This is a genomic window from Legionella fallonii LLAP-10 (assembly GCF_000953135.1).
Lineage (GTDB): Bacteria > Pseudomonadota > Gammaproteobacteria > Legionellales > Legionellaceae > Legionella > Legionella fallonii.
The window spans coordinates 2,994,717-3,015,636 of the sequence record NZ_LN614827.1; the positions used below are offsets into that span (position 1 = coordinate 2,994,717).

Sequence of the window (20,920 nt, forward strand, 5' to 3'; positions counted from 1 at the left end):
ACTTAGCCACTCTTCTTTTCAGTTGTATTAAGCAAAAGTTTTATATCCTTATAGACATCATCCGGATTCACTCCTGATCGATAACTCATAACCAGAAAATTATCTGGGTTTGCTATAAAAATTTTTGATTCTGCAGATAAATCTTCTAATTTAGCCCTATCATCTTTGGATAACTCCGTCAGGTGAAAGTCCTGCTCTCTTAGCACTTTTTTCATCTTATCTGTTATTGAGGCGCTATTATCGCCCAGAATTAATTTTTGATCGACCAAATACAGCTTACGCCCTAAAGCTAAACGGACTCGCGCTAATACATTCAGTTGAGTTAAGCAATCCTGCTCACATGAGCCTGGACTCCAAAAAATAATTTGCCATTTGGCCTGTGCATTTAACGAGCCCAACTCTACTGGAGGGGTCAATAAGGTTCCCTTATTCACTTTTGTAGAGCTTAACCATGTTGGATGCTGATAAAATAAATAAGCAGCTACACCAGGAGCCGCAAACATTATGGCTAACAGCAATAAAGTATAATATTTAGTTACTTGTTTCTTCATTTTTTTTCTTTAGATTTAATGCCACAAATAGAACTAGAACAGCAAATGCCATAACAAACCATTGCAGTGCATATGCTAAATGGCGTTGCGGAGGCATGGATACTATAGCCCATTCACGTACAAATCCATATGTATCCTTCTTGTTGAGGCGAATAATAAACGGATAGACTTTTTTTTGCAAAATATGACTTAACATTTTTGTATCTAAAAGCTCAATGATAATTACTTTATTTTCCTTTTCCTCCATGCCAGGTCCCAAAATCCATTGTTTTTTGCTAGGAAAATAGGCACTTCCTTGTACTTCTATTAGTCCATCTGGAGATTGAGTTTCAGGAAAAGAACGTCGTGTGCTATCTCCTTGAACCCATCCTCTATCTACCATCACTACCGAACCGTCTGCAAGAAGTAAAGGAGAAAGAACATCATAACCAAATTGATGTTGATGATGCTGATTATCCAGCAAAAAAATCGGCGCTAAATAGTTTCCCTGCAACTTCAACCGTTGATATTGCATGGGTTCTTTCTGAGAAAAATCCCAGGAAATAGGTTGCTGCTTTGCTAACACGGCTTCTGCGGCAACCATTCTCGCTTTCTCATCTGATCGTTGTATTTGCCAAAAACCCAAGCGAATAAATAACGAAATAAATACCATTGCAAGAATGGTCATTAACCAATTTGGGGTGAAACGAAAACTAAAACACGTTAAACTAGGCATCTTTTATTCATTGCTCTATGGTTTGGCAGGGGCTGTTGACCGTCCTCTTGTATTAGCCGCAATGCACTGATTTTTTGTTCCTCGTCGCACATGTATTCTATGCATTGCTCTACGAAGCTCTAAAATCAAGGTATTTCGACTAAAGTTGACGAATTATTAGCTGTCCCAACTCCTGACTGAAAATAGCAATTGCGGAGTATACCAAATGATTACCAAACTGTTCATCATCTTTGTGATGATTATTATCGCAGGCTCTCTGGCTAGCGGTTTATTTTTCCTTGTAAAAGACTCAGGAAATTCAAAACGAATGGTTAAGGCGCTTACTATAAGAATTACAATTTCGCTGACATTATTTATTTTTTTATTCATTGCCCTTAAATTTGGTCTTATCAAACCTCATGGAGTTTAAATACAACAACTCAATTAGGAAGTACGGCAATATGAACACCTACAATTATAATTTTATCTATCATAATCCAAGGAACAGGGAGCAATCATGTTGATAGCGTTATTATTTGTATTTTATTTTATAATTAGCTTACAGATAGTTTTTAAACCGAATAAAACCATACTAACCCAATCCCTCATTGTATTACTTTTTGCTCTTTATAGTTTTAATTACCATAGCCATTTGGTGAATCTATGAACAAAGAAGGAACATTGCATCTCTTAGGCAATTGGCTGGGATTATTGCTTCTATCTAGTATTTTATGTTTTGTGTTAGGAGAGCAACTAATTTATCACGATTTACCTTGTCCTCTGTGTTTATTACAACGAATTGCCTATGTCGCCATAGGAATGGGCATGCTCATGAATTTATATCTTGGTTTCAGGCCCGCACATTACGGATTGATGCTACTCGCCGCGCTGTTAGGATTAGCTGTTTCATTCCGTCAAATTACACTTCATTTAGCCCCAAATGATCTAGGATATGGAATGCCACTATTTGGCTATTATCTATACACTTGGGCAGCCATAGGATTTGCTATTATTATCGTTCTTATAGCAATCGCTCTTATTCTTGATCAAGGTATTAACATAGAGTATAAAGTTCAGCACAGAGGGGGTAAAGCTCTAATTGGCTTATTCCTATTATTGATTATTGCTAATGGAATAAGTACATTCCTTGAGTGTGGCCCATTCGCTTGTCCTGGCGATCCTACGGAATACTATTTGTTACATTCTCATAAATGATTTTTTAAGGATTAATTATGCGTTTATTCTTCATTAGTTTAATGTCTATTTGTGGCTACGTTCATGCTGATACGATTAATAATTACATGAATATTGCGAACAATATTCCTCAAATGGAAATTAAAGCCGATCCCCAAGCACAAGCATGGGCCAGATCGGCCCATCACGTTCTTACTATAACCTGTGAAAGTATTGCTGAGACGATTATGCAGGCTAACGAAGCAGCCAGAAGCCAAGGAAGACCTATTTTTTGTCTGCCACAAGGCACTCAACTTAATGCCATAACTCTAAATGACCTGATTCAAAAAACCTATAAAGAACTTTCCAGCCAGCAAAGTGACAAAGATAAAATGACGGTGTCACAAATAGCCTGGATGGGAATTACCAAGAGTTATCCTTGTACTAATAATACCAATCAAATAGCTCATGTTGGCTCTTTACTAGGTCAGGGACACTAAAATTTAATAAACTTTTCCGAATGAGTTCATGTAACACATCAATTTAAGTTTTTGTAACTTAAAACAGGCTCTTGATCTAATGGCCTGTTTTAAGGAAAAGAAGGGAACATCATAGCCCGTATTACGCGGCGCTAATCGAGGCTACAAAAGCTTAAGGTAGCGCCATTAGCGCCTATGGGTCAAGAGTCAGGCCGCGTGGCATAGAACACAAATTATTGACTAAACTCTTCAAAAGCTTCTAAAGCCTCTGCAGCATACATTAAAGAAGGCCCTCCGCCCATGTAAACAGCCATGCTTAATGTCTCTAATAACTCTTCTCGCGTTGCTTGTAGTTTGATTAATGTTTGGGCATGAAAGCCGATGCAACCAGGGCATTGTTTCGCTACAGCCAAAGCCATGGCAATAAGCTCCTTGGTTTTTTTATCTAAAGCACCGTCTTTAGTCGCGGCTTGAGACAAAGCAGAAAATCCAGCCATAACATCAGGCATTTCTTTACGCATTTTAGCTAACTGGGTGCTAATGTCTTTGGTTATATGGGAAAATTTATCTGACATGAAAAAAACTCCGTTTTAGTTAATAAAATAGACTTCTTTCGAAACCCACTGTATCGAGCGAGGTGCGAGAAGGAACGCAGCGCGGAACCGAGGTATATACGCGCCAGTACATGAGGACTCGAGCACCGTACCAACGAAACAATTCGCCGATACAGTAACGTTTCGAAAGAAGTCTAACATACGCGACCTTAATGTAACGTATTATTAACTCAAGCAAAAGAGTCATTTTAATGATTTGATTTATTATATTTTTAACGAATAGCTTGATTCAATGTTTCTCTTGCCAATGTCAAACGCTTCTCTACTTCGCCCAACTCACCTTGAAGGCTTAAAATAGCAGTTATATTAGAATTGCGTTGCATTTGTTCTAAAGTATTAATCATGGCCAGCTGTTGTTTCTCTAGAGCCTTAATATCTTGCTCAAGCGTTGCAATCCACTGTTGACGAGTACTTAGCATTTTAATACCAAAATGGACTTTTTCTTCCATTTTGTTTTTCCGACTCTCCATCTGACAAAGAGTAACTAATACATTTACTTTTTGTCTAATTTTATTAGAGAGATAGTGAGCACTGCGTTCGTTTTTTTGCTGAGATAATGTTTGAATATCCGCTTTAATTTCATTAATACACCCCTCCCCGGTTAGTTCAGGGCCCGAGCGAAATAATCCTGAGGGTATATCATGACTTGAAAGGAATAAGTTAAAACTACTGATTTTCCATTCTAACTCAGGTAAGCGCGCAGTTAACTCTACTAACAATTCATTAATGTAATTCATAAGCGATAAGAGGTAAATTGTTCCCGAATTTTCTCGTTAGAACACAACACCATTTATTTCATTGCACCAAGGAGATAATTATACTGCAGGCTCAAAATCGGCACTACTTGATTTTGATTGCAGCCAGGAGCTAACAAATGGTGGCGCACACATTAATACTAATCCGATAATTAAGGTCAGCTCATAACGAATAGTACTGCCAACATTAATACCTTCTGGAGGAATGAAACTCACACCTAAAGTAGTCAGTACACCAATAATGCCAATACTGGCGACCAATAACATGCCCAGAATCCCTCCAGGAATTTTAAATGGCCTATAATGACAAGGTTGGCTTAGACGCAGTTTAATCGCGGCAATAAACATAATCAGATACATCAACATGTATAGTTGTGCAGCTAATGCAGTGAGTAACCAATAAGAACCATTAACACTGGGCATGAATAGGAATAAAGCAGATAACACCGTAACGATCATTGCTTGGGTGACTAACATCACTACAGGAGCACCTTTAGCATTAGTTTTCTGAAACATGTCAGGTAAATTCCCTTCTTCTGCAGCAACTAATAAACCTTTGGTTGGCGCTATGATCCAATTACTTACACCACCAAGCCCTCCTAAAACAAGCATTACTGCAACAACAGGCATCATCCACCTCATGTTATAACTGGTGAAGAAAGCCTCAAAAGCTTGCATAATTCCTGCCACTAAATTGATATCTTTTCCTGGTAAAACAATAGCAATAGCTAAAGAACCAAGAATTAAAGTACTTAAAATAATACCTACGGAATAAATGAGCGCTGTTGGGAATGCATGTTGCGGATCTTTAACATCATTAGCATGTACGGTTGCTATTTCAATTCCACAGAAAGACATAATAATTGCCGTTAGTGATACCCACATAGATTTATCAGCCAAATGAGGAACTACGCTTGGAATATCAAATTGAACCTGTAATGGATTCCCTTGCACAATCCACACAGCACCTAGGCCAATTATCAAAGACATAGGCAATAACAAGCCAGCCAAAGAACAAATATTGCTAAATAAAGCAGAAGAGCTCATACCGCGTAAATTGAGGATGGTCGCCCCCCAAAAACAAGTAATAATAACCGCCCAAAGAAAATAAGGATTATTACTTAGTTCTGGGTTAATTAAATATCCAATTGTTCCTGCAACGAAAGATAAAATCGTTGGATACCATATAACGTTTTCTATCCATTGCAACCAGATGGCCAAAAATCCAGATTTTTTGCCAAATGCTTCTTTCACCCAAATATAAATACCACCTTGCTTTGCCCATCCTGAAGCTAACTCTGCTGAGACTAAAGCGGTGGGAATTAAAAAAAACACAGCGCCTAAAATAAAATAAAATATTAATTGGCTGCCAAATAACGCCGTGGCAGGCAAATTACGAATACTATCTACAGAACCAACCGTAATCATAGTCAGGCTAAAAATTGTTAGTGAGTGCTTCGTATTACTCATTTCATTCCTTGGGTACAGTCTTTATCGGTTCAAACACTTATTATAATGGATTTAAGCTTAAGTTAACCTTAATAATCGCATAAAAAATAAGCAAATACCACATTATTATTTACCAGTCTGCAAAAACTGATCAGTTACATTCATAATATTGGGTTCTCCTTGTAACGACATCTTTAAACGCGGTGCGTTTTCAGAAAAACTTAGCTTATCCATAGCAACCTTATGTAGGGTCATATCATTATAGGTACGATAATAAAATGTTTTATGTGTGATGTCTTTAAATACGACCCATTGAGTAATGTCAGTAGCTGTTTGGCCATTATCTACAGACCGAACATATCCTGATGGCAAATCAACATTATTCATAATATGTTGTGCCAAATTAAGTAAATCTTGGACATTGTTTGCAGGAAACACATTTTTTAGCATAAAGGCTACTTTTACAAATCGAGAAGGAGGAGAAGCATCACCAGGAAGCCCCACTGCACCAGACCCCTGCCCTAATGAAGCCAAAGATATACCCTTGGTTTGAATTGTTTGAGGCGTATCTGCTGATAAATTAATATAATTACTCAAATTGGTGACGTGCCAATCGTATTTGGGAGAATTAGTCATCACCCCAATATTATCAAAGAGATTAATCCTCTCATCGTAGAATTCCACAACTATTCCTTTGCCGCTTGCATCATAAATAGAAGCATGGGCAGGTAAGATAGTATCGCCTAATTGTGGAATGGTCTGATTACTTACATAAACCTTTTTTAGCGCTTCTTTTACTTCATCTATAGTCTGAAAATTAGCTAAGACCCAATCACCCAATAAAGAATAAGGGATTGTTTGCCCGTCTTTCCCTGCCGGTATTGATTGGTAATGAGTTTCACCAGGAAGGTATAAGTATTCGAATGTTAACCCCGCTTCATTCATGCCGTCAAAGCTAGCATCAACGCCAAAACCATCTACGTACACATAACCGTATTTAGCTTTCCAGCTCAATCCTGGTTTATTATTTGGTGTCGTCGTATTAAAGACGCGACCACGAGGAGAGGTGCGTAAATTGGATTTCAAATCAGCGGCAAATTCCATGCTTCGGCTAATAATAACAGTATTATCTTTCGACGTTAATTTAAAATCAGTACAAGCATATGAGCAAAAACTAAAAGAAATAAGTGCTGAAACAGTAACAAATAGTGAGTTACCTCGTAGAGTCATAAATATCCTTATTCTGCAATACTTTGTTGCAAGCATCATAACAGCTTCTTATAGGAAACTAAATGTACGAGTGCTATTAATTATTTTACCAAGACGGATATAGACGATAAGACTTTAATTCAAGGTCAACACATCATAGTACTCTCCATGCATGGAGAGACTTCATTACTAGATGTCGTCTTGAACGTCTTATTAAAAAAAGTGGCTTTATTAGATGCAATTTTCCCTGTTTTAGTTATTGCTCTAGAGGCAGGGATTGTCTTGGATAACTTTTTATCTCGGATCATTCTTATAGCTACGTAATGATCATTCTGAATAGCATGATCTAATGCAGTTAGTCCTGACTGATCTTTAATGGTACGTGAGGCACCATGAGCGAGTAATTGCTCAAATAATTTTTTATCTCGGGTAAATGTAGTTTTCTCACACGCTACCATTAAGGGAGTTCTTCCTTTTTTATCTTGTGCATCAACTAGAATCCTTCTAATTTTCAACAGATCCCCAACTATATCAGCTCCCCCGGACTCACAAGCAAGATGCAACAAGGTAAAGCCATCTGATTTCCGTCTTTTATTAATAAGAAAACGAGGCGAGGAAATCATGGCTTGAACTACTTCGCGTCTTCCCTCAAACAACGCGGTTAGTAAGGGGGAATCATCACTCAACTGATCATGGAAAAAAATCGACAATCCAGCCTTTAAGCATTGTTTTACTGTTTCGAGGTCTCCTTGTAACGCGGCCATGGTAAAAAATGCTATTTTTTCTGCATAGGTCATCTTTGACTTTAACGGGAACCTTGGATACATATTACTTAGTGTCCTAGACAAACTGTCATGAGATTGCAATGCGATGAAGTCTGTATTAACAGTAAGTCTGGTTATCAATGTCCCATTGCTACATAACTTATAAAGCTTATGAGCTAATTGTTTTGAGGTAAATTCATAATAAGGCTTTTCTACGTGCTGCTTAAAGAGTCCATTAATATCTATAAAACGCCATAAATGACCTGCTAACTTAAATCCCATGGCATGATCATCTGTACTAATAATTACAGCAGTGCGGCCATTAATTCCTATGCTTTTTAACAGATCAAAATAATTGTTTGCATCCCCCATAGAAGCAAAGGTATGTGTTTTATAAAAAATACGTTTAACATTAGAATATTTTGAAGCGATTTTACTTAAAATGGTTGGCACATCAGACTGCCACACTAATTTTCCATAATATGTCTTATATTGCAAAGGAGATTGCGCCATACAAATTTTTCTAAGTAATTTAGGAAGGGTTTCAATAGTATGCTCATCTCCAGTTAATGATTTGCTCTCCTTCCTTTTAATTCGTATTTGCTGCATGATCGTTGGTAAAGTTACTTGATGAACACGCAACAAATGAAGTTGTTTATAGAATAATGTCTCATGCCCATCAGCTACATTTAATGCCCAATTCAGCGTAAATCCATAACAGACGCCCCTAAACTCAGGATGTCCCATCTTAGACAAAAGGGTAGTTATCCCATCATGAGTTAGTGAGTTGGGGTCGATTGGAGTGTCAGACTCTACTAATAAGAGACGACTCCTTATCCCCAAAAAAGATTTAGCTATGACTAAAGTAATGCCGACAATAAGTAAGAATAAAATAACTTCCATGTTTTATACACCTTATGAAGAGATGAAAGCCATTTCACCAACAAGAAGCGCTCACTATATACGGCCCTAGATTAGTAAACTCAGCCTTAGCACCAGAATTTGCAGTAACAGGAATCACCTGAGTATTATAAACAGTCTGTACCAACGTTTGCCCCTTCGTAAGACTAGTACCATTAATTTGGCCACTCCCGTTGAGTACTTTCATTGATATACTGTGAATTTGATTTGTAACAACAGTCACTTGACATATGGCAGTAATCGTCTTAGAAGTATTATTAACTAATGTCAACGTTTGGCCGGGCGTGAAATTATAACTCGTTGACGTGAATAACTTCGTTATTGCATTCATAGAAAAAGAGTTATGGTTTATTATCAAGAAAAAGAAAAAAACTTTTATGCTTTTATACATCATTCTTCCTTAAAAATAGGGTTCAACAATTATAACCTGCACAACACAATAATACGGATACAGAGCACAGAAAAGAAGGACATGGAACCTAAATAGTTGCCTGTTAATTACTAAAATTATTCATTAATAAGCTCATAAGTGGCATAACTTCACTGCTCTGTGCTATAGTGCATATTTTTTCAGGTATTATTAAATATGTTTGACAATTTAACCGAACGCTTGACTCGTACCTTTAAAAATTTGAGAGGTCAAGGGCGCTTAACTGAAGACAATATACAACATGCCTTGCGTGAAGTCAGACTATCACTAATTGAGGCTGATGTAGCTCTGCCTGTTATTAAAGAATTTATAGAGCAAGTAAAACAAAAGACTCTGGGCCAAGAAGTATTAACTAGCTTAAATCCCGACCAAGCCTTTATCAAAGCAGTCCATGATGAATTAATTCATACAATGGGTGATGAGCGAGCAGAACTCAATCTTAAAACACAGCCACCTGCTGTATTTTTAATGGCAGGATTACAAGGTTCAGGAAAAACAACCAGTACTGCAAAGCTCGCGCGTTATTTAAAAGAAACCGAAAATAAAAAAGTTATGCTAGTTAGTGTGGACGTTTACCGCCCAGCAGCAATACAACAACTTCAGGTTTTAGCAGAGCAAATTGATGTTGCGTTTTTCCCAGCTGAACTCAACGAGCAGCCGATAGCAATAGCGCAAAAAGCGCTGGATAGTGCCAGAAAACAATTTATGGATGTTCTGATTATCGATACAGCAGGACGCCTGCATATTGACTCAGACATGATGGCCGAAATTAAAGCATTACATCAAGCGGTTAATCCGATTGAAACTCTATTTGTTGTTGATAGCATGACAGGACAGGATGCAGCTAATACAGCTAAAGCATTCCATGAAACGTTACCTTTAACAGGGGTGATTCTTACCAAAACAGATGGTGACGCGCGAGGTGGGGCTGCGCTGTCTGTTCGGCAAATTACAGGTCAACCGATCAAATTCATTGGTAGTGGTGAAAAGATAGCTGCTTTAGAGCCTTTTCATCCAGAACGTATTGCTTCACGAATATTGGGTATGGGAGACATCCTTACCTTAATAGAAGAAATTGAAGATAAAGCCGATAAAAAAGCCAGTGAAAAGCTAGCTAATAAATTAAAAAAAGGTAAAGGCTTTGATCTGGAAGATTTCAAGCAACAATTGCTACAAATGAACAATATGGGTGGAATTGCTGGAATGATGAGCAAGCTACCAGGCATGAATCAAATGCCACAACAAGCAATGAAACAAGTTAATGATAAAGCTTTAGCTCAAACTGTAGCAATTATTAATTCAATGACTCCAAAAGAGCGACGTATTCCCAAAATAATTGTCGGATCCCGTAAAAGACGTATCGCGCAAGGTTCTGGCACTCAAATACAGGATGTAAATCGATTATTAAAGCAATTTGAACAAATGCAGAAAATGATGAAAAAATTTACCAAGCCTGGCGGAATGCAAAAAATGATGCGGGGGCTTGGCGGAATGGCTGGAATGAAAGGTTTATTTCCAGATGATTTAAAATAGGCAGGAGTTGTTGCGGTTTCGCTAGTTTATTCGGGTAACATCTTGTTTTTTAAGTGTCTTAGTGCAGTATGTGAGCATCTAACATGGAGAAAAACACAATGCTTCGATTAAAATAAGAGAAATATCAGCAACCCCTAAAAATAATTCGTAAGAATTACTTCACATGTCGAGTTAATTTTCGTACAATACACGGCATTTTTATGTAACCACTCTAAAGTAGAGGAAAACAATGGTCGTTATACGTTTATCACGAGGTGGCGCAAAGAAGCGTCCTTTTTATCACCTAGTTGTTACTGACAGCCGCAAGCGCCGCGATGGTAGTTATATTGAGCGTATTGGTTATTTTAATCCTATCGCACGTGGACAAGAAGTTCGTCTTCACATCGAAGCAGAAAAATTAAGTCACTGGCAAAAAATAGGTGCAAAATTATCAGATCGCGTGGCTGCACTAGTCAAAGAATTTAATAAACAAACTGAGTCAGCTGCTTAATCACGTGAGTAATCAAGCGAATTGGGTGGTAATCGGCCGTTTCGGCCGACCTCATGGTGTTAAAGGATTTATTACAGTTCAATCCTTTACTGAACCACGAGATAATATTTTGCGCTATACGGATTGGCATGTTTTATTAAATAATACGTGGCAGCTTATAAAAATATTATCTGTAGAGGTTCATAACAAAGCCATAATAGCAACAATAGAGGGCTACCCTGAACGTGAGATGGTCGCGAGTCTCACTAATGTTGAAATAGCGATAAAAAAAGAGCAACTTGCGGCTCTTGAACCAGGTGAATATTACTGGCATCAGTTAATTGGCATGAAGGTGGTAAACCCAAAGGGAGAATCATTTGGTGTTGTCACAGAAATTATGCCTACTGGTGCAAATGATGTCTTAGTAGTGCAAGGTGAAAAAAGACATTTAATTCCTTATTTGCCTGAGCAATTTATTATTGAAATTAACGAAAGCCAACAAGTCATTACTGTTGACTGGGATGTGGATTTTTAGTGTTGCTACATTTTGGAATAATTAGTTTAATACCTGAAATACTAGAGAGCTTGAATTTTGGTGTTGCTGGTCGAGCGATTGAACAAGGTATAGCTAAAATAGACTGCTGGAACCCTCGTGATTGGGCATCCAGACCTTATAGACAGGTCGATGACAAGCCCTATGGCGGCGGACCAGGAATGGTGATGATGTATGAACCATTGCATAAGGCTATAAAACAGGCACAAAGCCAAATGCCCAGCAACTGCAAGACGATTTACTTAAGCCCCCAGGGTAAGGTGATTCGACAGAATGACTTAAATAAAGTGGCTGTAGAAAGACAGCCCCTGCTTTTTATTGCAGGACGGTATGAAGGAATTGATGAACGAATCATTATTCAGCATGTGGATGAAGAATGGTCGTTAGGTGATTTTGTTTTAAGCGGTGGCGAGCTAGCTGCTATGGTATTTATTGATGCGATCATTCGCTTAATACCCGGCAGTCTTGGGCATCTAGCCTCTGCAGAGCAAGATTCATTTATGAATGGTTTGCTTGACTGCCCTCATTATACGCGTCCCGCGAGTATCGACGGGCTGGAGGTTCCACCAATTTTATTAGGCGGTAACCATAGAGATATTGAGAGATGGCGTAGAAAACAATCTCTTGGTAAAACCTGGCTTAAACGCCCGGATTTACTTGAAGAAATACAGTTAAGTGAAACAGACAAGCAATTGCTTGTTGAGTTTAAATGCGAACACGGTGATTCCTGTTGAGGATAAACCAATTTGAGGAGTAGTCCATGACTAATATTATTGACCAATTAAATGCTGAGCAAATGCAAGGCAAGGAAATTCCTGAGTTCAGTCCAGGTGACACTGTTCTGGTTCAAGTAAAAGTAATTGAAGGTACCCGTGAGCGTTTACAGGCTTTTGAAGGCGTTGTTATAGCAAAACGTAATCGTGGCTTAAACTCAGCTTTTACTGTTCGTAAAATATCCCATAATGTGGGTGTTGAGCGTGTTTTCCAAACTTATAGTCCAATTGTTGATAGCATCACCGTTAAAAGACGTGGCGATGTTCGTCGTGCTAAATTGTATTATTTACGCAACTTGGCTGGCCGTGCAGCTCGAATCAAAGAGAAATTAGCAGGAAAAAAAGGCGATTAATTCTTGAATAAAAAGCTCATCATTTCTGTTTTTGCTACCCCTTTTGGTAACATCGAAATAGCATATGATGAGCATTTTATTTATAAAGCCTCATTTACCCATGCATCAATATCTTCTTCGTCAAATGGATTGACTCAGCTAATTAACAATGAGTTGGACTCATATCTTGCCGATCCCCATCATCGCTTCCAATTGCCACTAAAACCTCAAGGAAGTGTATATCAGCAAAAAGTTTGGAATGCTTTATTAGTAATTCCAGTTGGTAGAACCCTAACTTATGGCGAGTTGGCATTAAAACTACAAAGTAGCCCACGAGCAGTGGGACAAGCTTGTAAACGTAATCCTTTAGTATTATTTATCCCCTGTCATCGTGTTGTAGGAAAAAATGATCTAGGTGGTTATATGGGAAGTCCTCAAGCCCTCACCTATAAAGAATCACTGCTTGCTCATGAAGCACGATAATTAACACTTAAAAATACCCCCCCCAGTTCTCAAGTTCAAAACTCTTCTTGCTATTTACTTTATCCCTCTCTTAGTTTCGTGCTGCTCTACCACAACAGGAGGGGATGGAGTAGATTGTAATAACTTAAAGAAACTCAGCCCAATATTAGTTACTATTTCCCAAGTATTCTCTAATAGCGAAGGTGCTAATAGAGCTTGTAAGTACTCTTTTTCAAAACCAGCAGGCTGCAATTCCTTAATTTTAGCGACATAAGTTGTAATTTCCAGATGAACCTCTTCGGTCAACTCACTCTGTTCATTCAAATAACGAGCCAATCTTTTAACCACACTTAGACGCGAATTTTTTAATAGATCACCAACCTGCTTAGTGGCTCCAAGTTGTAAACTGTACTCTTCTGTTATGTATCTTCGCTTGGCAATAGGGCTAATTTGACAATGTACTGACTCAGCATCCTCGCGAGAAATAGCGGCAACCCAGGAATAAAAAACACTTTGTTGCTTGGCCAACATCTTTTCGAAAGATAGTTTTTCTACTCCGCTCATCACCGTATCTACTACAGCAATAACTTGTTCCATATCCAATGTTTCTTTGCAAAGAAACAGCTCCTGTAACTTCTCATTTTGATAAAGCATACATTGGAAAACTGCTATTGAAATTGCTGTAAGCGAGTAATCTATAGTACCTCTTATGGGTTTAGCGGGAAGATCACTAACAGCACATAAAAGAGCTATTTTTTTAGCGTCCTCTTCACAATAACCATTATTCAACCACTCATAAACCAACAAGATGACAGTGGCGTCAGCATCTTGAGTTGAAACCTCTTTGCAATAATGTGCCGCAATAAATTGTGGCCACTCTAAAAAAAGAAGATATTTTCCCTCGCGAAGGGCCTGTAGATATTCTTTACTCGAGGAAAGCATGTCCATTTCATCCTGAAATCTAACTAACTAATTTATATCATAAATTATATAAAAAAATGTATTATAAATTTCAGTTGAAATCCTTCGTCCTTTCAATTGTTGTCCTATACTTAGGATAAACAATAATAATAACGGTGGAGATTTAAATGAATAATAAATGGAACATCACCCTGTTGTTACTTCTTTTACCGATCAGCGTGACTTTTGCTAATTGTGATTTAACTAAATTCCGTTGGGATTGTGATATTCCAGTTCGTGTAAAAGCCAAACCAACAAGTTCTTTAGTCTATTGCGGAAACTCTTACGGTTACATCACCAGACAACAATATGATATTTTAACTCGTTATCAACGAGCTAGTGTCAATATGGTATTGGATATTAATGGTGAATATGTTGATAGTCCATGCGAAGGTGCTGAGCGTTAATTCCTCATAGGGGCTAGACGTGGTCAAGAAAAATTGGCCACATCACGGTATTGATTAGTTTAGTGACTTGACTTAAACGTTAATCACCGCTCAGTTTGAATGAAGCTCAGCAGCCATGATGCCTATGCTATTTTCTTAGACCAATTTTTATTTATTCTATATAATGTGATAACTTTGTAATCAAAATCCCCCTTATGATCATTGAAATTGATGGTATAGCCATAGAAGTGGTAAAAAAGCCGATTAAAAACATGAACCTACGAATTTATCCACCAGATGGCTTGGTAAAACTAAGTGTCCCTATGAACATAAGTGATCGCTTTATTCGCCAACATCTACAGGAAAAAAGCGAGTGGATATATTATCAACGAGAGCGTATTAGAAAAAATTCATCGTTCAAAGAGGAGCTATTTCAAACCGGCGCATCTATAGCATTTAAGGGCAAGAACTATTTGTTGATTATTGAAGAACATCATGGTCCTTGCCACATTGAAATTAAAGAGGAGCTGCTTCATTGCTCTATTTCCCCTAATCATTCACAAGCACAGATAAAAGTGTTCATTGATCAGTGGTATAGGCATGAAATGAATATAATAGTACCTGATTTAATTCAATACTGGCAAAAAATAATAGGGGTGCACGTAGCCCAGTGGGGGATAAAGAAAATGAAAACTCGCTGGGGTTCATGTAATACGCGTGCACGACGAATTTGGCTCAATCTTAATCTAATAAAAAAACCATTAGTTTGCATTGAGTATGTTCTGGTTCATGAGCTCGTTCACCTATTAGAAGCCAGTCACAATCAGCGCTTTTATGCATTGATGACGCAGTTTATGCCGCAATGGCGAGACTATCAATATCTTTTAGAGGGTAAAGCATCAAGAAAATAAGCATACACTCAGGCCTCATGCTGACTCGCCAAATACGCCCCCGCTCCCTGATAGAGCCGAGCACATACAAGGACACTATTTTATATTCTGAGATAGATGCCCGCATCGTCAACAGCCTTTAGGATCCTCTCATCGCGCAGTTGTACTACTTTTCTAGAAAAAATACTATTTGCCAGAAGAGCGCCACCACCGATTACTCCCGGAATTAATACGGGACTTTCTTTTTGATCATATGCAGGTTGTAAAAATAATCCTCCACCATAAGAGGCATTAATCATTGCATTAATCCTTGCTCCTACTGTAACTAAGAAAGGCTGAGCAAAAAAATCAATCGATATATTCTTCGAAAAAAAATAATCTACGGGTATAGGAAGTTCGTTTACTGGACCCTGATAATACGTGCCATTAGCACGATGAGTCCCATTGAGAGGATAAGTAACACTGTATTCCGCAGGACTAATTCTTGCGTTAAATACTTTGCCAACTATTGCAGAGCTTAAACAGCCATAAGATAGAGAACCGGTGATTGATTTGGCACTTGCATGCAAATATTCTTTGATTGCAGGAGGGGAAACGTCAATTCGATGATGCTGTCGAAAGTATAACGTATCAACCCTCCCTTGTTGCCATTGTTTTATATTATCTCCCAAGAGCCTTAAAGCGGTACCAGAGGAGAATAAAATCGCACTTGCTATTTTAATGGTGTCAGGAGGAAAATAATTCTTCAAATTAAAAGTAGTGCCATCACTATGCTGAAGAAAATCTTGAAAAGATATGGTTTCATTTATCGCATAGGGGAAACCATGCAACTCAGCCTGAAGCACCACTGACCCGAGAGCATTTCCTGAAGCAGAATAGGTGGCACTAAGAGTTTCATCTACAGCATACGACATAGCAAAACCAGCCCCTCCGGCCATACAAGCAAGCGAGCCAACTGTATTCAATGTCTTTGCGGTAATATCAATAGCGGTGTCAACAACTGTACCATAAGCTGACCAAAAACGATCTTTCCATCCCATAGATACATCCATCCCTTTCTTTACACAATTAGACGCTCACTGTGAATAAAATAAATCCTAGGACCATCCTTACAGAATATCACCATTCATCACAAAATATGATCTACTTTTAAAAATTTTAACGTATTCATTATTTCTCTTATCATCCTAAAGAAAAGGAGATGCTCGAGTATCCAATGAACTAAAATTGACAAAAGTGAACAACGAAGTGTTAACAATTGTTAACAGAACGTTTACTATTCTATTTCACACTATTTATCGGATATAAAATGAACAACGTGAAAAAAAACATTAGTTCAATCATTTTCATGGGAAGATGGCTACAACTCCCTTTATATTTAGGCCTCATTCTCATACTTGCCGCCTATGTTTATCGCTTTATACGTGAATTATTTGCATTGATTGTTCATCTTAATGGCTTTGACGATACCCATATTATGCTTGGTGTTCTTGATTTAATTGATGTCGTGATGATAGCCAATTTATTGATTATGGTTGTCATGGGGGGATATGAAACTTTCGTTTCGCGCCTCGATTTAGGTACTCATCCAGACACTCCAGAATGGTTAGATCATTTAGATGCTGGAGCCATGAAGATCAAATTAGCATTGTCACTAATCGGCATTTCCTCAATACATCTGCTTCGCACTTTTATTGATCCCACTAAATTAAGCAATTTCTCAGTAATGTGGCAAGTGATTATTCATCTAACACTAATTATTTCGGCTTTAGCTATAGCGTGGGCCAATAAGCTACTCAATGCAACTCATCATCAGCCGTTGCCCCTTGTTGAGATAACGCCTCAAAAAACAATGATTACTGCTGAAAAGACTAGAAACTTACAATAGACATTCTTTGTCATTGTGCAACGGAAGTGTGATTACAAGTGAATACGCCCTTTTAATCACACGCAAACTAAAGACAAAGAACGTTTGCAAGCACTCCGTCTTAAGGTAAAATTCCTCACCTCAATATGTATTTCTGGTATTCACCTTGATTGATAGCGAACTAATTACCCATAATCTCTGTACTAACGGCTTTCATATTATTGATGGCTTTCTTGAATTAGAACACTGTCGTTCTTTACGCCACCTCGCCTGTGACATGCAACACCAAGGTTTATTCAAAAATGCAAAAATTGGCCCAAAGGTTCAGGCACAACAAAATAACACCATCAGAACAGATGCTATATGCTGGTTAAATGAAGACTCAACGGAGCCGGCAGTACAAGCTTATTTAAAAAAAACGATTAGCGTGGCTCACATTCTCAATCGTTCTTTATTCTTAGGATTAGCAGAGTTCGAAACTCATTTTGCCGTCTATCAGCCAGGCTCATTTTATAAAAAACATATTGACCAATTTGCTACAAAGAAAACTAGAAAAATATCCTGCGTCTATTACTTAAATGAGCAGTGGCAAGCAGATTTTGGTGGCGAATTAAAATTGTACAACCAAGCGGATCAATCCATTGAAAATATTCTACCTTTAGAAAACCGTTTTGTTTGCTTTAATAGTGAGCTACCCCATGAGGTCTGTATTACTCACCACCCACGTTACAGCATCGCTGGGTGGATGAAAACGTCTTCTTCCGAGATGCCTTTAGAAAGGATATAACCAGACGTTAAACCATAGCCATTGCCGATGAGGAGAAACAACCCAGCGCAGAATAAATATTTATGTATAAAAGGTCGGCTGCTCAATCCAAATTATGGTGTATAATACCTCTTTTACTTCATCGAAATGTCTATGTATGCCTTAGATATTAAACAATTATCTAAAACCTATGCCAATGGAGTTCACGCATTAAAAGGTATTGATTTACAAGTAAATACTGGCGATTTTTTTGCTTTATTAGGAGCTAATGGCGCGGGAAAATCAACAACTATAGGACTAATCACTACTTTAGTAAATAAAACCTCCGGTAGTATCAAAATTCATGGTCATGATTTAAATAATGAACCAGAACAGGCTAAATCATGTCTTGGTCTTGTACCTCAAGAAGTCAATTTGAATATATTCGAAAATCCCATCCAAATTCTATTGAACCAAGCAGGTTATTATGGAATTTGTCGAAGACATGCTTTGCCGAGAGCGGAGGAGTTATTAAAACAATTAGGGCTGTGGGATAAAAGATCCTCCATTGTACGACACTTATCTGGTGGAATGAAACGCCGACTGATGATAGCTCGTGCATTAATTCATCGGCCCAAAGTGCTTATTCTTGATGAACCAACTGCGGGCGTGGATATAGAAATAAGACGTAGTATGTGGGAGTTTTTAACTCGAACCAATCAAGAAGGTACTACCATTATTTTAACAACTCATTATTTGGAAGAAGCAGAGCAACTTTGCAAGAATATTGCCATTATCGATAAAGGACAAATTATTAAAAATACATCGATGAAGGAGTTATTACAAACACTGCATCATCAGACGTTTATTTTTAACACTCAGCAGCCTATAGACGTCATGCCAGATATGTCTCCCTTTAAAACAATCCTTATTGACGCCAATACTTTTGAACTACGAGTTGATAATGATCTCAGCCTAAACGAAGTTTTTGCTGTATTAACAAAATTAAAAATTAATGTCCAAAGCATGCGAAATAAAACGAACCGCTTGGAAGAGCTTTTTCTGGATCTCATCAAAAATGGCCACTAAACAACAAATCACTGCACTTTATACGCTAGTTAGGCGAGAATTGGTCCGCATGTTCCGCATTGCCAGCCAAGTTTTTTTACCTCCAGTAATCACCACGACACTCTATTTTTTAATTTTCGGCAGTTTAATTGGGCCACGCATAGGCATGATACAAGGAGTCAGTTATCCAATGTTTATCGCCCCCGGACTCATTATGATGTCGGTGATAGTAAACTCCTATGGTAACGTATCCACCTCGATGTTCAGTGTGCGTTTTCAAAAAAGTATAGAGGAAATGTTAATCAGCCCTATGCATCCCGGCATACTATTACTAGGGTACGTTTTAGGAGGGGTACTAAGAGGATTAATCGTTGCCATTTTAGTCTTTCTCATCGCCAGCTTTTTCTTAACCATAGAGTTAACTCATTTACCTCTGACTTTATTAGTTGTATTACTGGTTTCTGCTGTGTTTTCCCTAGCAGGTTTTACTAATGCGATGATAGCTCGTAATTTCGATGATATTATGCTGGTGCCAACCTTCGTCTTAACTCCCCTCACTTATTTAGGAGGAGTGTTTTATAGCACCAACATGCTTCCAGAGTTTTGGCAAAAAATTTCACTACTGAACCCCATCTTATACATGGTCAATGCTTTAAGACATGCCATGATTGGGCAGCAAGAAGTTAGCATGCTTTTAGCTATGAGCATTATTTGCGCTATGCTGGTTGTATTAACTACAATCAATATGATCTTATTGAATAAAGGAGTAGGATTACGCGAGTGAGCCTAAAACGAATATTACGCTTTGAACTTAAAGCCCAAAGCAGCTAATCGTTGTTGTATTGATGGATGCGTTGAAAAAGCACTGTTTAATGATTTCACCGGATCTATATCTGACGGATCAAATAAATAAGATGCTTGTCTTACTTGCTCATGAGCAGTATTTCCATATTCTTGGGCATACTGTTCTGCATTGACTTGATGATCATCGCTTATCTTCAATAATGCCCGCGCCATGGGCTCATTATCACGCATTAACTCAACGCTACCTGAATCAGCCATATACTCCCGAGTTCGACTTAAAAATAGGGTTAATAACACGGTAATCATCGGAAGGACATAACGCAGAACAACAATGACCATAACCAATCGATTATCCTCACGTCGATCATCGCGTCGGAAAAGAACAGAATAAAATAATATATCGACAACAATTAATAAAATATTACTCAATACGGCAACCATCAAAGTTAATTTAATATCATGATGGCGAATATGGCTTAATTCATGAGCCATTACTGCTTGTAACTCCTGTCTATCTAATTTGACCATTAACCCCCTGGTAATAGCAACCATAGCGGATTGTTCACTATAACCACTGGCAAAGGCATTCATATAATCCGCTTCTATAATAAATACCTTAGGCATATATTGTAGCCCAGCAGCTACTTTCATCTCTTCTACAACGTTATATAGTTGCTTTTCTTGTAACGATTGGGCTGTCTCTGGTGTAACCTCATGATACTCGGTACCTAGTAACATAATCCGATCATACAGAGCATAGGTAATCCATAAGGAAACTAATGCAAATCCTCCCATCAATAAAGTAGCGTAAGGAACAACCTTAAACGATATTAAGGCATATAAGCACTGTTCAAGGGACAAATGAACTTGCGCGGTACGCGTATAAAAAGTTTGTAAAATAAACGTATCGGCTATCAATCCTACAGCAAGGTAAATTAAAAAAAAGAGCGCAATGACTCCACGCGTCTTACGCTCATTTTTCTTTAATTGCTCACGCCAATCCCCTACTGAAGCATGATAATCTGAAATGCTCATATGC

General features: G+C 38.0%; 26 protein-coding genes. 15 read left to right on the plus strand and 11 right to left on the minus strand.

Annotated features, from left to right (window positions below):
- Positions 1 to 2: 2 nt before the first annotated feature.
- The gene (locus LFA_RS12330) at positions 3 to 551 is read right to left on the minus strand and encodes a hypothetical protein (protein ID WP_045096465.1); all 549 of its coding nucleotides are present in this window, start codon (positions 549 to 551) and stop codon (positions 3 to 5) included.
- Complete coding sequence (locus LFA_RS12335; RefSeq protein ID WP_045096466.1) at positions 532 to 1,266, minus strand: SURF1 family protein; 735 nt, start codon at positions 1,264 to 1,266, stop codon at positions 532 to 534. The genes LFA_RS12330 and LFA_RS12335 overlap by 20 nt, the downstream gene beginning before the upstream one ends.
- Positions 1,267 to 1,501: 235 nt before the next feature.
- Here LFA_RS12335 and LFA_RS12340 point away from each other — a divergent pair, with 235 nt between their 5' ends.
- The 3 genes from LFA_RS12340 (at position 1,502) to LFA_RS12350 (ending at position 2,918) form a co-directional block, all read left to right on the plus strand.
- Positions 1,502 to 1,675, plus strand: coding sequence for a twin transmembrane helix small protein (locus tag LFA_RS12340; protein ID WP_231865935.1), 174 nt, complete (start codon positions 1,502 to 1,504; stop codon positions 1,673 to 1,675).
- A gap of 233 nt (positions 1,676 to 1,908) precedes the next feature.
- Positions 1,909 to 2,460, plus strand: coding sequence for a disulfide bond formation protein B (locus tag LFA_RS12345; RefSeq protein ID WP_045096468.1), 552 nt, complete (start codon positions 1,909 to 1,911; stop codon positions 2,458 to 2,460).
- A gap of 17 nt (positions 2,461 to 2,477) precedes the next feature.
- Positions 2,478 to 2,918: a hypothetical protein gene (locus LFA_RS12350; protein ID WP_045096469.1), complete on the plus strand. Its 441-nt coding sequence runs from the start codon at positions 2,478 to 2,480 to the stop codon at positions 2,916 to 2,918.
- A 212-nt stretch (positions 2,919 to 3,130) separates the two neighbouring features.
- Here the strand turns inward: LFA_RS12350 and LFA_RS12355 are convergent, their stop codons facing one another.
- From LFA_RS12355 to LFA_RS12380, 6 genes are all read right to left on the minus strand, one after another.
- Positions 3,131 to 3,472, minus strand: coding sequence for a carboxymuconolactone decarboxylase family protein (locus tag LFA_RS12355; protein WP_045096470.1), 342 nt, complete (start codon positions 3,470 to 3,472; stop codon positions 3,131 to 3,133).
- Positions 3,473 to 3,723: 251 nt separating this feature from the next.
- On the minus strand, positions 3,724 to 4,248 hold the full coding sequence (priC, locus tag LFA_RS12360; protein ID WP_045096471.1) for a primosomal replication protein PriC: 525 nt from the start codon (positions 4,246 to 4,248) through the stop codon (positions 3,724 to 3,726).
- Between the two features lie 78 nt (positions 4,249 to 4,326).
- The gene (locus LFA_RS12365; protein ID WP_045096472.1) at positions 4,327 to 5,736 is read right to left on the minus strand and encodes an APC family permease; all 1,410 of its coding nucleotides are present in this window, start codon (positions 5,734 to 5,736) and stop codon (positions 4,327 to 4,329) included.
- 105 nt (positions 5,737 to 5,841) lie between these two features.
- On the minus strand, positions 5,842 to 6,945 hold the full coding sequence (locus LFA_RS12370) for a linear amide C-N hydrolase (protein WP_157010357.1): 1,104 nt from the start codon (positions 6,943 to 6,945) through the stop codon (positions 5,842 to 5,844).
- Between the two features lie 125 nt (positions 6,946 to 7,070).
- Positions 7,071 to 8,591 (minus strand): Dot/Icm T4SS effector AnkG/AnkZ/LegA7, encoded by a 1,521-nt coding sequence (gene ankG, locus LFA_RS12375; protein ID WP_052673961.1) that lies wholly within the window; start codon positions 8,589 to 8,591, stop codon positions 7,071 to 7,073.
- A gap of 34 nt (positions 8,592 to 8,625) precedes the next feature.
- Positions 8,626 to 9,003: a hypothetical protein gene (locus LFA_RS12380; RefSeq protein WP_157010358.1), complete on the minus strand. Its 378-nt coding sequence runs from the start codon at positions 9,001 to 9,003 to the stop codon at positions 8,626 to 8,628.
- Positions 9,004 to 9,195: 192 nt separating this feature from the next.
- On the opposite strand from LFA_RS12380, the gene ffh reads away from it, so the two are divergent.
- The 6 genes from ffh (at position 9,196) to LFA_RS12410 (ending at position 13,182) form a co-directional block, all read left to right on the plus strand.
- Entirely contained in the window at positions 9,196 to 10,572 is a 1,377-nt protein-coding gene (gene ffh / locus LFA_RS12385; RefSeq protein ID WP_045096475.1) for a signal recognition particle protein, read from the plus strand.
- A 229-nt stretch (positions 10,573 to 10,801) separates the two neighbouring features.
- Positions 10,802 to 11,062 carry a 30S ribosomal protein S16 gene (rpsP, locus tag LFA_RS12390; protein ID WP_045096476.1) on the plus strand — a complete coding sequence of 87 codons (261 nt, stop codon included), beginning with the start codon at positions 10,802 to 10,804 and terminating at the stop codon, positions 11,060 to 11,062.
- A gap of 4 nt (positions 11,063 to 11,066) precedes the next feature.
- The gene (gene rimM / locus LFA_RS12395) at positions 11,067 to 11,576 is read left to right on the plus strand and encodes a ribosome maturation factor RimM (RefSeq protein ID WP_045096477.1); all 510 of its coding nucleotides are present in this window, start codon (positions 11,067 to 11,069) and stop codon (positions 11,574 to 11,576) included.
- Positions 11,576 to 12,328 carry a tRNA (guanosine(37)-N1)-methyltransferase TrmD gene (gene trmD / locus LFA_RS12400; RefSeq protein WP_045096478.1) on the plus strand — a complete coding sequence of 251 codons (753 nt, stop codon included), beginning with the start codon at positions 11,576 to 11,578 and terminating at the stop codon, positions 12,326 to 12,328. The genes rimM and trmD overlap by 1 nt, the downstream gene beginning before the upstream one ends.
- A gap of 26 nt (positions 12,329 to 12,354) precedes the next feature.
- Positions 12,355 to 12,720 (plus strand): 50S ribosomal protein L19, encoded by a 366-nt coding sequence (gene rplS / locus LFA_RS12405; RefSeq protein ID WP_045096479.1) that lies wholly within the window; start codon positions 12,355 to 12,357, stop codon positions 12,718 to 12,720.
- 3 nt (positions 12,721 to 12,723) lie between these two features.
- Positions 12,724 to 13,182: a methylated-DNA--[protein]-cysteine S-methyltransferase gene (locus LFA_RS12410; protein WP_231865841.1), complete on the plus strand. Its 459-nt coding sequence runs from the start codon at positions 12,724 to 12,726 to the stop codon at positions 13,180 to 13,182.
- Positions 13,183 to 13,236: 54 nt separating this feature from the next.
- On the opposite strand, the gene LFA_RS12415 is transcribed toward LFA_RS12410, so the two are convergent.
- A complete protein-coding gene (locus LFA_RS12415; RefSeq protein WP_045096480.1) occupies positions 13,237 to 14,103 on the minus strand; it encodes a helical bundle domain-containing protein in 867 nt (288 codons plus the stop codon).
- A gap of 146 nt (positions 14,104 to 14,249) precedes the next feature.
- On the opposite strand from LFA_RS12415, the gene LFA_RS12420 reads away from it, so the two are divergent.
- Complete coding sequence (locus LFA_RS12420; RefSeq protein ID WP_045096481.1) at positions 14,250 to 14,528, plus strand: hypothetical protein; 279 nt, start codon at positions 14,250 to 14,252, stop codon at positions 14,526 to 14,528.
- A gap of 194 nt (positions 14,529 to 14,722) precedes the next feature.
- Positions 14,723 to 15,418: a M48 family metallopeptidase gene (locus tag LFA_RS12425; RefSeq protein ID WP_045096482.1), complete on the plus strand. Its 696-nt coding sequence runs from the start codon at positions 14,723 to 14,725 to the stop codon at positions 15,416 to 15,418.
- Between the two features lie 80 nt (positions 15,419 to 15,498).
- Here LFA_RS12425 and LFA_RS12430 read toward each other — a convergent pair whose 3' ends face one another.
- Positions 15,499 to 16,437: a hypothetical protein gene (locus LFA_RS12430; protein ID WP_045096483.1), complete on the minus strand. Its 939-nt coding sequence runs from the start codon at positions 16,435 to 16,437 to the stop codon at positions 15,499 to 15,501.
- Positions 16,438 to 16,706: 269 nt separating this feature from the next.
- On the opposite strand from LFA_RS12430, the gene LFA_RS12435 reads away from it, so the two are divergent.
- The 4 genes from LFA_RS12435 (at position 16,707) to LFA_RS12450 (ending at position 19,861) form a co-directional block, all read left to right on the plus strand.
- Positions 16,707 to 17,285: a TIGR00645 family protein gene (locus LFA_RS12435; RefSeq protein WP_045096484.1), complete on the plus strand. Its 579-nt coding sequence runs from the start codon at positions 16,707 to 16,709 to the stop codon at positions 17,283 to 17,285.
- A gap of 145 nt (positions 17,286 to 17,430) precedes the next feature.
- Positions 17,431 to 18,051: a 2OG-Fe(II) oxygenase gene (locus tag LFA_RS12440; protein ID WP_045096485.1), complete on the plus strand. Its 621-nt coding sequence runs from the start codon at positions 17,431 to 17,433 to the stop codon at positions 18,049 to 18,051.
- A gap of 132 nt (positions 18,052 to 18,183) precedes the next feature.
- Positions 18,184 to 19,098 carry an ABC transporter ATP-binding protein gene (locus LFA_RS12445; protein WP_045096486.1) on the plus strand — a complete coding sequence of 305 codons (915 nt, stop codon included), beginning with the start codon at positions 18,184 to 18,186 and terminating at the stop codon, positions 19,096 to 19,098.
- Positions 19,088 to 19,861, plus strand: coding sequence for an ABC transporter permease (locus LFA_RS12450; RefSeq protein WP_045096487.1), 774 nt, complete (start codon positions 19,088 to 19,090; stop codon positions 19,859 to 19,861). The genes LFA_RS12445 and LFA_RS12450 overlap by 11 nt, the downstream gene beginning before the upstream one ends.
- A 14-nt stretch (positions 19,862 to 19,875) precedes the next feature.
- On the opposite strand, the gene htpX is transcribed toward LFA_RS12450, so the two are convergent.
- Positions 19,876 to 20,916 carry a zinc metalloprotease HtpX gene (htpX, locus tag LFA_RS12455; RefSeq protein WP_045096488.1) on the minus strand — a complete coding sequence of 347 codons (1,041 nt, stop codon included), beginning with the start codon at positions 20,914 to 20,916 and terminating at the stop codon, positions 19,876 to 19,878.
- Positions 20,917 to 20,920: the final 4 nt, after the last annotated feature.

Coding starts and splice junctions, on each gene's coding strand:
- LFA_RS12370 (WP_157010357.1), bottom strand. CDS start 6,945: ATGACTCTACGAGGTAACTCACTATTTGTTACTGTTTCAGCACTTATT.
- LFA_RS12420 (WP_045096481.1), top strand. CDS start 14,250: ATGAATAATAAATGGAACATCACCCTGTTGTTACTTCTTTTACCGATC.
- LFA_RS12340 (WP_231865935.1), top strand. CDS start 1,502: ATGATTATTATCGCAGGCTCTCTGGCTAGCGGTTTATTTTTCCTTGTA.
- ankG (WP_052673961.1), bottom strand. CDS start 8,591: ATGGAAGTTATTTTATTCTTACTTATTGTCGGCATTACTTTAGTCATA.
- htpX (WP_045096488.1), bottom strand. CDS start 20,916: ATGAGCATTTCAGATTATCATGCTTCAGTAGGGGATTGGCGTGAGCAA.
- rpsP (WP_045096476.1), top strand. CDS start 10,802: ATGGTCGTTATACGTTTATCACGAGGTGGCGCAAAGAAGCGTCCTTTT.
- LFA_RS12355 (WP_045096470.1), bottom strand. CDS start 3,472: ATGTCAGATAAATTTTCCCATATAACCAAAGACATTAGCACCCAGTTA.
- LFA_RS12430 (WP_045096483.1), bottom strand. CDS start 16,437: ATGGGATGGAAAGATCGTTTTTGGTCAGCTTATGGTACAGTTGTTGAC.
- LFA_RS12330 (WP_045096465.1), bottom strand. CDS start 551: ATGAAGAAACAAGTAACTAAATATTATACTTTATTGCTGTTAGCCATA.
- LFA_RS12415 (WP_045096480.1), bottom strand. CDS start 14,103: ATGCTTTCCTCGAGTAAAGAATATCTACAGGCCCTTCGCGAGGGAAAA.
- LFA_RS12350 (WP_045096469.1), top strand. CDS start 2,478: ATGCGTTTATTCTTCATTAGTTTAATGTCTATTTGTGGCTACGTTCAT.
- priC (WP_045096471.1), bottom strand. CDS start 4,248: ATGAATTACATTAATGAATTGTTAGTAGAGTTAACTGCGCGCTTACCT.
- LFA_RS12345 (WP_045096468.1), top strand. CDS start 1,909: ATGAACAAAGAAGGAACATTGCATCTCTTAGGCAATTGGCTGGGATTA.
- LFA_RS12380 (WP_157010358.1), bottom strand. CDS start 9,003: ATGATGTATAAAAGCATAAAAGTTTTTTTCTTTTTCTTGATAATAAAC.
- ffh (WP_045096475.1), top strand. CDS start 9,196: ATGTTTGACAATTTAACCGAACGCTTGACTCGTACCTTTAAAAATTTG.
- LFA_RS12435 (WP_045096484.1), top strand. CDS start 16,707: ATGAACAACGTGAAAAAAAACATTAGTTCAATCATTTTCATGGGAAGA.
- LFA_RS12450 (WP_045096487.1), top strand. CDS start 19,088: ATGGCCACTAAACAACAAATCACTGCACTTTATACGCTAGTTAGGCGA.
- LFA_RS12445 (WP_045096486.1), top strand. CDS start 18,184: ATGTATGCCTTAGATATTAAACAATTATCTAAAACCTATGCCAATGGA.
- rplS (WP_045096479.1), top strand. CDS start 12,355: ATGACTAATATTATTGACCAATTAAATGCTGAGCAAATGCAAGGCAAG.
- LFA_RS12365 (WP_045096472.1), bottom strand. CDS start 5,736: ATGAGTAATACGAAGCACTCACTAACAATTTTTAGCCTGACTATGATT.
- LFA_RS12425 (WP_045096482.1), top strand. CDS start 14,723: ATGATCATTGAAATTGATGGTATAGCCATAGAAGTGGTAAAAAAGCCG.
- LFA_RS12335 (WP_045096466.1), bottom strand. CDS start 1,266: ATGCCTAGTTTAACGTGTTTTAGTTTTCGTTTCACCCCAAATTGGTTA.